The following is a 13,978-nucleotide window of genomic DNA, read 5'->3' as shown; positions in this document are numbered from 1 at the left end:
TTACCCCTTGTTGCTCTCGGTGCTGGTAAACGCCTGACGATGCAGAATCGCGGTGAACTCTTCCATAAAGTTGTCGTAGTTCAGTTCCAGTTTATTCACGCGCTGGTTCAGACGGTTATACGCCATTACCGCCGGAATTGCCGCGAACAGACCGATTGCGGTCGCGATCAGTGCTTCTGCGATACCCGGTGCCACCATCTGCAAGGTTGCCTGCTTCACCGCCCCCAGGGCGATAAAGGCGTGCATGATCCCCCACACCGTACCAAACAGGCCGATATACGGGCTGATGGAGCCAACGGTTCCGAGGAAAGGAATATGCGTTTCAAGATTTTCCAGTTCGCGATTCATGGAAATGCGCATCGCACGCGACGCACCTTCTACCACGGCTTCCGGCGCATGGTTGTTAGCACGGTGTAAGCGAGCGAACTCTTTGAAACCACTATAAAAAATTTGTTCGGAGCCTGAAAGGTTATCACGGCGTCCCTGGCTTTCCTGATAGAGACGAGAAAGCTCTATACCCGACCAGAACTTATCTTCAAACGCTTCGGCTTCGCGGCCAGCGGCATTGAGGATACGCGTTCTCTGGATGATGATGGCCCAGGATGCGATTGAAAAACCAATCAAAATCAACATGATAAGTTTAACCAGAAGGCTTGCCTTCAGGAACAAATCAAGGATATTCATGTCAGTCACTGCTTAAACTCCGCGACAATAGACTTAGGAAGCGCACGAGGCTTCATTATGGTTGGATCAACACAGACAATCAGGACTTCAGCTGAGTTCAGTACCGTGTTCTCTGCATTGACTATCCGCTGCGTGAAAACCAGTGAAGTTCCGCGCATTGATGTAATTTCTGTTTGGACTTCGAGCATATCGTCGAGTCTGGCAGGCGCAAAATACTCAAGCGTCATCTTGCGTACCACGAAGGCAACTCGCTCAGCCAACAGCACCTGTTGACTAAAGTGATGATGGCGCAGCATCTCTGTGCGTGCCCGTTCATAAAAAGCAACGTAGCTGGCGTGGTAGACCACACCACCGGCATCGGTATCTTCGTAATAGACACGTACCGGCCATCGAAACAGCGTTGTATTCACTTTACATCCCGGTAATACAAGAAAAGTTGGAGCTTTCAAACTTCGCTACTATACGCGCGGGAATGATGGTTTGGAATGGGGGAAAGTAAACGGAGAGTAAATTTTTATGGGCTCGGGTAAGCCCATATCATTAACGGACATTTCTTATTCAGAAGAAGAAGAAAATCAAACCGGCGAGAAGAACCAGATCGGCAATCAGCGGGCAGAAGATGCCCTGCCAGTGAAGCGCTTTCGGACGAAAGCCGACACCGTGAATCACACCTGCACACACCGCCCACATAATCAGGAAGCCGTGCCAGATCTCAAGCTCGCTGGTTTTAGCCGCGAAGCGCGACGGGTCCCAGAAGATACAGTCCGCCAGCAGTAATGCCATAATGAGGGAAAGCGCCCGCAGGGGGCGCTTGTCCATTACCGCATATAACGTTGCGATAATATTCATTAGTGCTTATCTTCACCTGCTTTAGACGCTTCTACATGCTCAAGCGCCAGGGCAGTGATGACACCAAATGCACAGGCAAGAAGCGTCCCTAAAATCCATGCGAAATACCACATATTCAGCTCCTTACTTAATACATAGAGTGGGTGTTGCTTTCGATATGTTCTTTAGTGATGCGACCGAACATTTTCCAGTAACACCAGGCGGTGTAGAGCAGGATAATCGGCACGAACACGCAAGCAACGTACGTCATCAGGTTCAACGTCAACTGGCTGGACGTTGCATCCCACATGGTCAGGCTAGCATTCATCATGGTGCTGGATGGCATCACGAATGGGAACATAGCAATACCTGCCGTCAGGATAATGCACGCCAGCGTCAGGGAAGAGAACACGAACGCCATAGCGCCTTTCTCCAGACGAGACATTAACACTGTCAGCAGTGGCAGCAGCACACCCAGAGCAGGTATAGCCCACAGCGCAGGCATATTGTTGAAGTTCACCAGCCATGCGCCAGCCTGACGCGCCACCTCTTTGGTCAACGGGTTAGACGGTGCGGTATGGTTAATGGCGGAGGTCACCACGTAGCCATCAATACCGTACACGACCCACACGCCTGCCAGCGCGAAGCAGACCAGCGTCACCAGCGCCGCCACCTGAGCGGTCGCACGGGAACGCAGGTGCAGTTCACCCACGGTACGCATCTGGAGATAGGTTGCGCCCTGGGTGATGATCATCGCCACGCTCACCACGCCAGCCAGCAGACCAAACGGATTCAGCAGCTGGAAGAAGTTACCGGTGTAGAACAGACGCATATATTCGTCGACGTGGAACGGTACGCCCTGTAACAGGTTACCGAACGCCACACCAATGACCAGCGGTGGAACGAAGCTACCAATGAAGATGCCCCAGTCCCACATGTTACGCCAGCGGGTGTCTTCAATCTTGGAGCGGTAGTCAAAACCTACCGGACGGAAGAATAAAGAGGCCAGCACCAGAATCATCGCCACATAGAAGCCGGAGAACGCAGCCGCGTAAACCATCGGCCAGGCAGCGAACAGCGCGCCGCCTGCGGTGATCAGCCACACCTGGTTACCGTCCCAGTGCGGGGCGATGGAGTTGATCATGATTCGACGCTCGGTGTCATTACGACCGAGGAAACGGGTGAGCATGCCCACCCCCATATCGAAACCATCGGTGACCGCAAAACCAATCAGCAGAACGCCGATCAACAGCCACCAGATAAAACGCAATACTTCATAATCGATCATTTGATGACTCCTGTCTTAGCGTGCCGGCTGAGTAGTCGTAACAGACTGCTCGTAGTGGTAGCGACCGGTTTTCAGGCTGCTTGGGCCAAGGCGCGCGAACTTGAACATCAGGAACAGTTCAGCCACCAGGAACAGGGTGTACAGACCGCAAATCAGCAGCATGGAGAAGATCAGGTCGCCTGCGGTCAGGGAGGAGTTCGCTACCGCTGTTGGCAGCACCTCACCGATCGCCCATGGCTGACGGCCATATTCCGCAACAAACCAGCCGGACTCGATAGCAATCCATGGCAGTGGGATACCGTACAGCGCGGTGCGCAGCAGCCATTTTTTCTCACCGATACGGTTACGAATGACTGACCAGAACGAGGCCGCGATGATCAGCAGCATGATAATGCCGCAACCCACCATGATGCGGAACGCGAAGTACAGCGGCGCAACGCGTGGAATAGAGTCTTTGGTTGCCATCTGAATCTGCGCTTCCGTCGCGTCGGAGACGTTCGGGGTATAGCGTTTCAGCAGCAGACCGTAGCCGAGGTCTTTCTTCACGTCGTTAAATTGATCGCGAACGGCCTGGTCGGTAGAGCCGGCGCGCAGCTGTTCCAGCAGCGAGTAGGCTTTCATCCCGTTACGGATACGCTCTTCATGCTGCACCATCAGATCTTTCAGGCCAGTCACCTGTTTGTCGACGGAGCGCGTGGCGATAATACCCAGAGCGTAAGGAATTTGAATGGCGAAGCGGTTTTCCTGCGCGTCCTGGTCAGGCACGCCGAACAGGGTAAACGCTGCCGGTGCCGGCTGGGTTTCCCATTCAGCTTCAATTGCGGCGAGTTTGGTTTTCTGCACGTCACCCATTTCGTAACCGGATTCATCACCCAGAACAATAACGGACAGAATCGCGGCCATACCGAAGCTTGCTGCGATAGCGAAAGAACGCTTGGCGAACGCGAAGTCACGGCCGCGCAGCATATAGTAGGAGCTGATGCCCAGCACGAACATCGCGCCGCACACATAGCCAGACGCCACGGTGTGCACGAATTTAACCTGGGCAACCGGGTTCAGGACTAGCTCAGCGAAGCTGACCATCTCCATACGCATGGTTTCGAAGTTGAAATCAGATGCGATTGGGTTTTGCATCCAGCCGTTCGCCACCAGGATCCACAGTGCGGACAAGTTGGAGCCTAATGCCACCAGCCAGGTTACCGCCATATGCTGGACTTTACCCAGACGGTCCCAACCGAAGAAGAACAGACCTACAAAGGTGGATTCGAGGAAGAAGGCCATCAGACCTTCAATGGCCAGCGGCGCACCGAAAATATCCCCTACATAGTGGGAATAGTAAGACCAGTTTGTCCCGAACTGGAACTCCATGGTCAGACCGGTTGCCACGCCCAGCGCAAAGTTGATACCAAACAACTTGCCCCAGAACTTGGTCATATCTTTATAAATCTGTTTGCCGGAGAGGACGTAAACCGTTTCCATGATGGCCAGCAGGAACGCCATACCGAGCGTCAGCGGCACAAAAAGGAAGTGGTACATCGCGGTCAAGGCAAACTGTAAGCGCGACAGTTCGACTACGTCTAACATTATGACTCCTTGCTCATCGCATGAAGACTCCGAGAGTGAACCCCGTTAGATAAGGATCCACACGCATGCCCCAATACAAAGTTATCTGCTTCCCTTCTTCGTTGCTTATTCTCTACAGGAGGAAAAAGCAATGATGAAAGGTTACAAATACGTTAAGAAAAAACCAAATTGATCCCGTAAATATAATACGCTGCAAAACCCTTACAATAAACAGGTTTTTATTCGAACAGATTTACGTTTTTCGACGGCGATCAATTTATAGCAAAATTACCACTTTTCGGCCATTTTGATCGGGAACAATTTAACGCCTTTTGGAGCCTTTTTCCAAGGATTAAACATTGATTTAAATCAAAAACAGCCGGTACTGTTAATGATGTTTCTTTGTGGCATGGATAGTAAAAACCTTGTTAATAACATGTATATTTAAAGGCATTAATGGTTATAAAAGCCAGAAGATAATATAAACAGTTGTGATTTTTATTAACGCGCGTGAAAAAAGACCTTTTTGCAGGGAGAGAAACATATAATGTTATCCGCTTCACAGTATTTTTCTTTCGCTTTACTACCCGCCTAAAAGATTACATTTCATTCACCTTCGCTAATCTTAAAATTAACACCCTTTGGTGACTATTTGATGAAATAAAGGCCGCAGGGGATGCGGCCTTGATATTGTTCTTGAGATTACCTTTCAATTTTTATGCTGAAGGTGCGTGACTGGCCTGGCCTGAAAGACCCCGTAATGGCTGAGCCCTCCTCCCCTTGCGCTTTGCACACCTCATTCATGTCCGTTTCGCAACAGGCCTGGACCTCACGGTTCACAGACAAAGCCACGTCACAGGAGCGGGTCTCCGAAGGGTTGTACAGACGAAGAATCATCTCGTCACGATCCTCCGCTTTTTTCAGCGCACTGAGTACACATCCGTTAGGCGCCAGCGTTAGCAGGCTATAGCTACAGGGTGTGGTGAAAGAGGCACGGTTAAGCTTCATCGCATCCCACGGAATTTTGTTATAACAGTGCACTGGCGTTAACCACGACTTCGCCTGCTGCGCAACGCCAGCACTGACGGGCGAACCATTAAAACTGAACAGGCTAAAGCGACAGGTTAACTGGCCCCGCATCTGCGAATCAGGCACCGGCATTTTGATCCCGGACGGTCTGCCAGGGCGCAGAAGTAAGTCTTCCTTCCCAAGCAACCCGACGCCGCGAAGCAACGTCAGGGCAAACGTGTTTTGACGCTCACCTGTTACTTCGAATTCGCGCAACCCTTCGGTAAATAGCGCCATCCCGTTACGCCGTTCCTGGAGCACCGCGTAGTTGAGCAGATTCCACACCGGCAGCGGCGCTTCCTTCCATCCCTCCTCCTGCCAGTCTGCCATCGCTTCATCCTGTACAGGGCGCGTCAGCGAACCAAACTGGGTATCGGCTAAGACCGTCTCTGTGGTGAATGGTGTCGGGATCAGCACCCGCACACGGTGGTCATCCGCGTGATTTCCGAGACGTGCCTCGACGTCGATACGTCGGCTGTTATGGCTGAGCGTGACCGTGAGTTCTGCCTCAAGCGTTCCCGTCTGCTGACGCGCAGAACGTTCAGCGAGATCCGCTGGCACCGCCATTCGATGGCGGATCACCGCCCTGCTCTGCCAGGCCTCGTGGATCACCTCAACCTCATGTTCGCCCTGCGCGGAAGAGAGTCTCCACTCTTCCCGTGAAGGCGAGTAGTCGTACTCATCGCCATCATCCGAGCTCTCTTCAATTTCCAGCGCGCGGTCATAGATAAGCCCGGACGCTTTATCGAGCAGACGCAAAGTACCGTCCTCGTTTAACGTTACTTCCCAGAAAGCATTTTCCAGTAACGCCTCCGGCGATTTATCTGGCGTCTGCAGTTTGCCGGCCACGTGCGGCTCGATATAGAGCATGCGGTAACCCATAGATGGCAGGATCTGTTTGAGCTGGATGTCAAACTCCATGAAGGGATCGTAGTTGCCGTAATGCACTATCTGCCGGTCAATCAGCCCGGGGTCTATCTCACGCGCGCTGCGGAGATAATAAGGGATTTCATTTCCCTTTTCGTCCAACAGGCGGAACTGGCTGGCGCGCAGACGTATCGTGGTGTTGATTACTTCCTCACGCGGCCAGGGCGTGAGGTTAAACATCACCAGTTTGTCTTCCTCGCTCTGCGGCATGTTGTCGACAATCTTGCGCATATAGAAGCACGTCAGGTTATCGGCCATGTCTTCCGCCAGCTCAAAGCGTGACATCACCTCGCGATGCACTTTATCGCTGCAGCAGCAGCCGATACTGTCGTGGGCGTGATTCTTGAGGATCTCTTTCCACATTTTTTCCAGCAAGCCGTGGTGATAGTCAAAGCCCAGCGTCCAGGCAAGCGTAGCCAACGGCTCGAGGACGTTGACGATTTTATTCTCTATCCGGGCGTGGGCGATTTTGATGTCCATCCGCGTGGAGCCGATCGTCCGGTGCACCCGCATATATTTACCGTCAATAAATTCCCCTTTCAGCGTCGCCAGTTCATCGCGGTGCGCATCGATATGGTCAAACACCTCCTCGAAGCGGCTCATCACAAACTGACGCTGCGGATAGATTTTGCGCAGCTTATCCATCACCGCAAATATGTTCTGCTGGAGCGGCATCTGATCATGGCCGTTAGGCAGCAAAATTTCTTTCGTCACGGAGGCTTTTTCGAGCACCTCGAAGTAGTTGTCGAGCCGTTTGCGCAGTCCGGCTTCATCCTCCGGTAAGTACTTACCAATCGCGTAGCCCAGCGGCAGCACCTGTGCCGTCACTTCGCTGCCGTCCTGGCTTTGCCAGAGAAATTCGGTTTTATCGGTACCGTGCCGCTCGGAACAGCCGCGCCAGAACATGGTGCGCGTGATGCCAAAACCGTTGTAAATGTGTGGCAGCTGGGAAGACATGCCGAAGGAGTCCGGCAGATAGCCAATTTTCATCGGCTCGCCAAAGGCCAGACAGTCGCGCATGCCGTACATCAGATTGCGCACAATCGACTCGCCGGAGACAAGGGTGGTGTCCGTCTGGGTATACCACGGCCCGATAATCAGCTTCCCGGCCGCCACCAGCGCCTTCACGCGTGGCCTGTTTTCCGGTTTCACGGCAAAATAATCTTCCAGCACCGCCGTCTGGCCGTCGAGAACGTAGTATTTATACTCTGCGTCCTGCTCAAGACGGGTGAGGATCTCTTCCATATTATTGACCAGAAGAATACGTGACGCTTCGGTGGTGAAGTACCACTCCCGGTCCCAGTGCATATGTGGCGTGATATGAACGCGAGATACAGCTTTCATCTTCGTTTCCTGTCAGTGCGTGTTTAGGATGGTATGTCTTCAGTCACGTAGGTACCGCTCTTCACGGCCTGGCGTCGCCAGAGCAGTAAAATGAGCGTAGAGATTGCGGCGCCCACCAGCGCGGCGCCAAACCAGCCGGCAGCGGCTATCACGCCGCCCAGCCCGGCATCATGCAGTAAGAAGAGAGAGAAAATGCCCGCGCCCGGGGTGGAGAGCCCAATACCCATCGCTCCGACAATCGCTCCGGTCGCCATTGACCCCAGAACAAATGAGCCGATGACTCGCAACGGATCCTCGATAGCCATCGGAATTGCCCCTTCGGTGATGCCCGCCAGCCCCAGCAGCCAGGTGGATTTGCCGGTCTCAATTTCGAACTGTTTAAACAGATTCGGAGCCAGCATCGTTGATGCCGTCACGGTAAAGGCCGAAACCATTTTGACGGAGGCGAAGATCGCATAAGGCCCGTATACGCCGTTGGCCATCGCGCCCAGACAGAACGCGTAAGAGGCTTTGTTGACCGGACCGCCCAGATCGAACGAGCACATAAAGCCCAGGATTGCCCCCAGCAGCAGCGCGTTCGCGCCGGAGAGACCATTAAGCCAGGCGGTCAGGGCGTTATTGATCCAGGCCACCGGTTCGCCGATCACAAACAGCATCAGGCTGCCTGCACCCAGTACGCCAATCACCGGATAGAGATAAAAAGTCAGAAAGCCGTTGTAGCGGCTACTCAGCCGGATGTGGTTTTTCACCCAGCGCATCAGGTAGCCCGCAATCAGCCCGCCGACGATGGCCCCCAGAAAGCCGGAGCCGATCATATTGGCGGCAAGACCCGCCGCAAAGCCCGGCGTAAGCGCAGGTTTATCCGCCAGCGAGTAAGCGGTATAGGCCGCCAGAACAGGGACCATCAGAATGCCGAGCATCCCACCGCCCAGTTTGCGGTACATCCACAGCCACGAGTTTTCCTGATCGAACAGGTGCTGCAAGCCCAGGATTTGCGCCAGCAGTACCGACACGGCCAGCACCGTGCCGCCAGCGACAATCAGCGGCACCGCAAAGGAGATACCGCTGAGCAGCGCTTGCTTGAGTTCGGTTTTAACGGACTTTTTCGCGTCCGAGTCGACATGCGCAGGACGCGCATCGGATACAGGCTGTAGCGCCAGCGCACGCTCAATGAGCGCTTCCGCATGGCGCAAGGGTTCCGCGACGGGCACGGAAATGGCGGGGATCCCCTGAAAACGCTCACGCTCTTTGATCGCCACTTCCGCCGCGAAGATACACGCTTTTGCCTCCTGCAAATGCTGCGCGGTGATGCGCCCCTCAATACCGTTTGCCCCCTGCTTTTCGACCACTACATTGACGCCGAGCTTACGTCCCGCTTTTTCGAGATATTCCGCTGCCATGTAGGTATGGGCGATCCCGGCCGGACAGGCGGTAACGCAGACGATCGTCGGGGCATTCTCTGCGACGGCGGTTTCTTGCGCCTCAGGCGCCGTTTCCAGCGCAGCAAGCACCGCTTCCGCGCTGGTCGCCGTCATCACGTGCGCCCTGAGATCGTCATCCGCCAGGCGGGACGTCAGTTCCGTCAGCACCTGAATATGCGTTGATCCCGCTTGTGCGGGAGGAATGGCGAGCAAAAAAATCAGCTCGACCTCCTCCGGTCCGTCCACGCCTTCCCAGGCCAGCGGCTCGCGCAGTGTTGCCACGGCAAAAGCCGCTTCCTTTACTGCCGCTGATTTACCATGGGGTACGGCCAGCCCCTCGCCCAGCGCCGTCGGGCCAAGCGATTCGCGATGGAAAACCTCTGCCAGAAACGTATCGGCGTCGGCTATTTTGCCCAACGCTACCAGCCGCGTCGCAAGCTGACGGATTACCTCATCACGGCTGGTAAACTGCGCCTGCACGCAGACAGCACGGGGGTCGGTCAGAGTCGTCAGGTTCATAAGATCCTCACCTATCCAAAGTTATTGTCTGGGGAGGATTGTGGCAGACTGGATAATACATTTATGTGATCATTTTCACTAACAATGATATTTGTATTTAATTTGTATTATTTACAAATCAGTCACTGAAGGCATAATTCCCCTAAAAAGGTATTAAAAAGGCGTAACACAATGGGCAATAAACCGATGTACCGGCAGATCGCCGATGCGTTCCGCGAGAAGATTAACGCCGGGGAATTAAAACCCGGAGACGCGCTGCCGACGGAATCCAGCCTTCAGGAGGCATTTAACGTTAGCCGTGTCACCGTGCGGCAGGCTTTGAAGCTGCTCGCCGACGAGCAGATCATCGAAAGCATTCAGGGCAGCGGCTCGTATGTAAAAGAGGAGCGGGTGAATTACGATATTTATCAGCTTACCGGCTTTTACGAAAAACTGGCGGATCGCAACGTTGATACGCACAGCGACGTCAGCGTCTTCGAAGTGGTGAAAGCCGATGAGCGGCTCGCGGCAAAACTGGCGCTCAATCCGGATGATAAGGTCTGGCACGTCAAGCGCGTACGCTTCATCAGGGAAAAGCCGGTGAATCTGGAAGAGACATGGATGCCGCTGGCGATGTTCCCCGACCTCACCTGGGAAGTGATGGAACAGTCGAAATACCATTACATTGAGCAGGTCAAAAAGCTGGTTATCGATCGCAGCGAGCAGGAGCTGGTGCCAGTCATGCCATCGGACGAGGCGATTGCCGCCCTGGCGCTCGATCCGGCAAAACCAATTCTTGAAAAAGTTTCCCGCGGCTTCCTGAAAGACGGCCGGGTATTTGAATACAGTCGCAACGTGTTTAATACCGACGACTATAAATTCACTCTGGTGGCTAAACGCAGACAATAAAAAAAGGCCGCTTTACAGCGGCCAACCATGTCGAAACGGACATTTTTTTATACTTCAACGCGCCCCATTCGGGGAGCAGAGAGGACTTACTTAATGATGGATTTCAGTGCTTCACCGATATCCGCCAGGCTGCGAACGGTTTTCACGCCTGCGGCTTCCAGTGCTGCGAATTTCTCATCAGCCGTACCTTTACCGCCAGCGATAATCGCACCCGCGTGACCCATACGTTTGCCTTTCGGCGCGGTCACACCCGCGATATAACCCACCACCGGCTTGGTCACATGATCTTTGATGTAAGCAGCCGCTTCTTCTTCCGCGCTACCACCGATCTCACCGATCATCACGATCGCTTCGGTCTGTGGATCTTCCTGGAACAGCTTCAGGATGTCGATGAAGTTAGAGCCAGGGATCGGGTCACCGCCGATGCCCACGCAGGTGGACTGGCCGAAGCCGTAATCGGTGGTCTGCTTAACCGCTTCATAGGTCAGGGTACCGGAACGGGACACGATGCCCACTTTGCCCGGTTTGTGAATGTGGCCCGGCATGATGCCGATTTTGCATTCGCCCGGGGTGATAACGCCTGGGCAGTTCGGGCCGATCATGCGCACGCCTGCTTCGTCCAGCTTCACCTTCACGGTCAGCATATCCAGCGTCGGGATGCCTTCGGTGATGGTGATGATCAGCTTAATGCCTGCGTCGATCGCTTCCAGAATAGAGTCTTTGCAGAACGGCGCTGGAACGTAGATCACGGTCGCGGTTGCGCCCGTCGCTTCTACTGCTTCACGCACGGTGTTGAACACCGGCAGGCCCAGGTGCGTGGTGCCGCCTTTACCTGGCGTTACGCCGCCAACCATCTGCGTACCGTAGGCAATCGCCTGTTCGGAGTGGAAAGTCCCCTGGCTACCGGTGAAGCCCTGGCAGATAACCTTGGTATCTTTATTAATTAAAACGGACATTATTTCCCCTCCACTGCGGCAACAACCTGCTGAGCTGCATCCGTCAGACTTTTCGCTGCAATAATATTCAGGCCGCTGTCAGCCAGTTTTTTCGCGCCGAGTTCAGCGTTATTCCCTTCCAGACGTACAACAACCGGAACGTTAACGCCCACTTCTCCTACCGCGCCGATGATACCGTCGGCGATCAGGTCGCAACGTACGATACCGCCGAAGATGTTCACCAGAACCGCTTTTACGTTGCTGTCAGAGAGAATGATTTTGAACGCTTCGGTTACGCGCTCTTTGGTTGCGCCACCGCCCACGTCGAGGAAGTTCGCTGGCTCACCGCCGTGCAGCTTAACGATGTCCATGGTGCCCATTGCCAGGCCCGCACCGTTAACCATGCAGCCGATGTTGCCATCCAGCGCCACGTAGTTCAGCTCCCACTGGGCAGCCTGCGCTTCACGCGGATCTTCCTGAGACTGGTCGCGCATTTCGCGCAGATCCGCCTGGCGGAACAGCGCGTTGCCGTCAGCGCCCAGCTTGCCGTCGAGGCAGATCAGGTCGCCCTGGGTGGTGATCACCAGCGGGTTGATCTCGATCAGCGCCAGATCGCGCTCCAGGAAGATGGTCGCCAGCCCCATGAAGATCTTGGTGAACTGCTGAACCAGCTTGCCTTCCAGACCCAGTTTGAACGCCAGCTCACGTCCCTGGTAAGGCATTGGGCCCGCCAGCGGATCGATTGCCACTTTGTGGATCAGGTGCGGAGTCTCTTCCGCCACTTTTTCGATTTCCACGCCGCCTTCGGTAGATGCCATGAACACCACGCGACGGGAGCTACGGTCTACGACTGCGCCGAGGTACAATTCTTTCGCGATGTCGGTTGCCGCTTCAACCAGGATCTGGTTGACCGGCTGGCCATTCGCATCTGTCTGGTAGGTTACCAGACGCTTGCCGAGCCAATGTTCAGCAAACGCACGGATCTCTTCTTTGCTCTTAACAACCTTCACACCGCCCGCTTTACCACGGCCACCAGCGTGAACCTGACATTTAACTACCCACGGGCCGGAACCGATTTTAGATGCGGCTTCTTCTGCTTCACGCGGGGTAGTACAGGCATAACCCACCGGAGCCGGTAAGCCTGACCTGGCAAACAGCTGTTTGGCCTGATATTCATGTAAGTTCATGTGTTCTATCCATCCTTCAGGGTAATCGTTATCTTCAAACCTGTAGACCGGCGCTACGCTTATCCGGCCTACAGGGCAGGTGATGCTAAATAGTTACTAAACGTCCAGCAGCAGACGCGTTGGATCTTCCAGCAGCTCTTTAATGGCAACCAGGAAGCCTACGGACTCGCGGCCGTCGATCAGGCGGTGATCGTATGAGAGCGCCAGGTACATCATCGGCAGGATCTCAACTTTACCGTCTACCGCCATTGGACGATCTTTAATAGCGTGCATACCCAGGATCGCGCTCTGCGGCGGGTTGATGATCGGGGTAGACATCAGCGAGCCGAACACGCCACCGTTGGTAATGGTGAAGTTACCGCCAGTCAGGTCTTCAACGGTCAGCTTGCCGTCGCGGCCTTTCACGGCCAGCTCTTTGATTTTCTTCTCAATGTCAGCCATACCCAGGGTGTCCACATCACGCAGAACCGGGGTGACCAGGCCGCGTGGGGTAGAAACCGCCATGCTGACGTCGAAGTAGTTGTGGTAAACCACGTCATCGCCATCGATAGACGCGTTCACTTCCGGGTAGCGTTTCAGCGCTTCAACTACCGCTTTCACGTAGAAGGACATGAAGCCCAGACGGATACCGTGACGTTTTTCAAACGCGTCACCGTACTGCTTGCGCAGGTCCATGATTGGCTTCATGTTGACTTCGTTGAAGGTGGTCAGCATCGCGGTGGAGTTTTTCGCTTCCAGCAGACGCTCGGCCACGCGCTTGCGAAGGCGGGTCATCGGCACGCGTTTTTCGCTACGTGCGCCAAGAGCTGGCTGTGCCGCTGGTGCTGCCGCAGGGGCTTTCGCTTCCGCTTTCGCCTCTGAAGGCGCTTTTGCCAGATGCTTGTCGATATCTTCGCGAGTCAGACGGCCACCCACGCCGGTACCTTTGATGGCTGCCGGATCGAGGCTGTGCTCAGCCAGCAGGCGACGGATCGCCGGGCTGAGCGCGTCATTGGTTTGCTCTTCCAGAGACGCCTGCTGGCGCTGGGCTGGGGTAGACGCTTTCTCTTCAGATTTCGCGCTGGACTCTTTGCCCGCGCTGTTGCCTTCACGCAGGCGACCCAGGATCTGGCGAGAAGTCACGGTCGTACCTTCGTCTTCCAGGACTGCATCCAGAATGCCATCCGCTGAAGCCGGTACTTCCAGTACCACTTTGTCAGTTTCGATTTCTACCAGCACTTCGTCACGGGTTACCGCGTCGCCTGGTTTTTTGTGCCAGGTGGCGACGGTTGCATCTGCTACGGACTCAGGCAGGTCGGGAACAAGAATATCTACGCTACTCATTAT

Annotated in this window: 12 protein-coding genes; 1 reads left to right on the top strand and 11 read right to left on the bottom strand. The window is 54.5% G+C overall.

Annotated elements, in window-relative coordinates; genetic code table 11:
• From tolQ to mngA, 8 genes are all read right to left on the bottom strand, one after another.
• Positions 1–693: a Tol-Pal system protein TolQ gene (gene tolQ, locus ACOT1A_RS14675; protein ID WP_022647470.1), complete on the bottom strand. Its 693-nt coding sequence runs from the start codon at positions 691–693 to the stop codon at positions 1–3.
• Positions 690–1,094, bottom strand: a complete 405-nt coding sequence (gene ybgC / locus ACOT1A_RS14670) for a tol-pal system-associated acyl-CoA thioesterase (protein WP_003858593.1) — start codon at positions 1,092–1,094, stop codon at positions 690–692. Before ybgC ends, tolQ begins: the two co-directional genes overlap by 4 nt.
• 148 nt (positions 1,095–1,242) lie before the next feature.
• Complete coding sequence (ybgE, locus tag ACOT1A_RS14665) at positions 1,243–1,533, bottom strand: cyd operon protein YbgE (protein WP_276170410.1); 291 nt, start codon at positions 1,531–1,533, stop codon at positions 1,243–1,245.
• On the bottom strand, positions 1,533–1,646 hold the full coding sequence (cydX, locus tag ACOT1A_RS14660) for a cytochrome bd-I oxidase subunit CydX (protein ID WP_014169181.1): 114 nt from the start codon (positions 1,644–1,646) through the stop codon (positions 1,533–1,535). Before cydX ends, ybgE begins: the two co-directional genes overlap by 1 nt.
• 14 nt (positions 1,647–1,660) lie before the next feature.
• Entirely contained in the window at positions 1,661–2,800 is a 1,140-nt protein-coding gene (cydB, locus tag ACOT1A_RS14655; RefSeq protein WP_022647469.1) for a cytochrome d ubiquinol oxidase subunit II, read from the bottom strand.
• 15 nt (positions 2,801–2,815) lie between these two features.
• Positions 2,816–4,384, bottom strand: a complete 1,569-nt coding sequence (cydA, locus tag ACOT1A_RS14650; RefSeq protein WP_023299615.1) for a cytochrome ubiquinol oxidase subunit I — start codon at positions 4,382–4,384, stop codon at positions 2,816–2,818.
• 681 nt (positions 4,385–5,065) lie between these two features.
• Complete coding sequence (gene mngB, locus ACOT1A_RS14645) at positions 5,066–7,702, bottom strand: mannosylglycerate hydrolase (RefSeq protein WP_276170374.1); 2,637 nt, start codon at positions 7,700–7,702, stop codon at positions 5,066–5,068.
• A 23-nt stretch (positions 7,703–7,725) separates the two neighbouring features.
• Positions 7,726–9,642, bottom strand: a complete 1,917-nt coding sequence (mngA, locus tag ACOT1A_RS14640; protein ID WP_276170373.1) for a PTS 2-O-a-mannosyl-D-glycerate transporter subunit IIABC — start codon at positions 9,640–9,642, stop codon at positions 7,726–7,728.
• Between the two features lie 171 nt (positions 9,643–9,813).
• Between mngA and ACOT1A_RS14635 the strand changes: the two genes are divergently transcribed.
• Positions 9,814–10,530: a GntR family transcriptional regulator gene (locus tag ACOT1A_RS14635; RefSeq protein ID WP_022647465.1), complete on the top strand. Its 717-nt coding sequence runs from the start codon at positions 9,814–9,816 to the stop codon at positions 10,528–10,530.
• Between the two features lie 86 nt (positions 10,531–10,616).
• Here the strand turns inward: ACOT1A_RS14635 and sucD are convergent, their stop codons facing one another.
• The 3 genes from sucD to odhB form a co-directional block, all read right to left on the bottom strand.
• Positions 10,617–11,486, bottom strand: coding sequence for a succinate--CoA ligase subunit alpha (gene sucD, locus ACOT1A_RS14630; RefSeq protein ID WP_006809578.1), 870 nt, complete (start codon positions 11,484–11,486; stop codon positions 10,617–10,619).
• Positions 11,486–12,652, bottom strand: coding sequence for an ADP-forming succinate--CoA ligase subunit beta (gene sucC / locus ACOT1A_RS14625; protein WP_022647464.1), 1,167 nt, complete (start codon positions 12,650–12,652; stop codon positions 11,486–11,488). Before sucC ends, sucD begins: the two co-directional genes overlap by 1 nt.
• 96 nt (positions 12,653–12,748) lie before the next feature.
• Positions 12,749–13,975: a 2-oxoglutarate dehydrogenase complex dihydrolipoyllysine-residue succinyltransferase gene (gene odhB, locus ACOT1A_RS14620; protein ID WP_023299612.1), complete on the bottom strand. Its 1,227-nt coding sequence runs from the start codon at positions 13,973–13,975 to the stop codon at positions 12,749–12,751.
• Positions 13,976–13,978 lie beyond the last annotated feature (3 nt).

The organism is Enterobacter cloacae complex sp. SYL003 (assembly GCF_049236925.1).
Lineage (GTDB): Bacteria > Pseudomonadota > Gammaproteobacteria > Enterobacterales > Enterobacteriaceae > Enterobacter > Enterobacter intestinihominis.
The sequence above is the reverse complement of the archived record's forward strand: the minus strand, read 5'-3'. Positions and strand labels throughout refer to the sequence as shown.

Coding starts and splice junctions, on each gene's coding strand:
- ybgE (WP_276170410.1), bottom strand. CDS start 1,533: ATGAATATTATCGCAACGTTATATGCGGTAATGGACAAGCGCCCCCTG.
- cydX (WP_014169181.1), bottom strand. CDS start 1,646: ATGTGGTATTTCGCATGGATTTTAGGGACGCTTCTTGCCTGTGCATTT.
- cydB (WP_022647469.1), bottom strand. CDS start 2,800: ATGATCGATTATGAAGTATTGCGTTTTATCTGGTGGCTGTTGATCGGC.
- cydA (WP_023299615.1), bottom strand. CDS start 4,384: ATGTTAGACGTAGTCGAACTGTCGCGCTTACAGTTTGCCTTGACCGCG.
- mngB (WP_276170374.1), bottom strand. CDS start 7,702: ATGAAAGCTGTATCTCGCGTTCATATCACGCCACATATGCACTGGGAC.
- mngA (WP_276170373.1), bottom strand. CDS start 9,642: ATGAACCTGACGACTCTGACCGACCCCCGTGCTGTCTGCGTGCAGGCG.
- ACOT1A_RS14635 (WP_022647465.1), top strand. CDS start 9,814: ATGGGCAATAAACCGATGTACCGGCAGATCGCCGATGCGTTCCGCGAG.
- sucD (WP_006809578.1), bottom strand. CDS start 11,486: ATGTCCGTTTTAATTAATAAAGATACCAAGGTTATCTGCCAGGGCTTC.
- sucC (WP_022647464.1), bottom strand. CDS start 12,652: ATGAACTTACATGAATATCAGGCCAAACAGCTGTTTGCCAGGTCAGGC.
- odhB (WP_023299612.1), bottom strand. CDS start 13,975: ATGAGTAGCGTAGATATTCTTGTTCCCGACCTGCCTGAGTCCGTAGCA.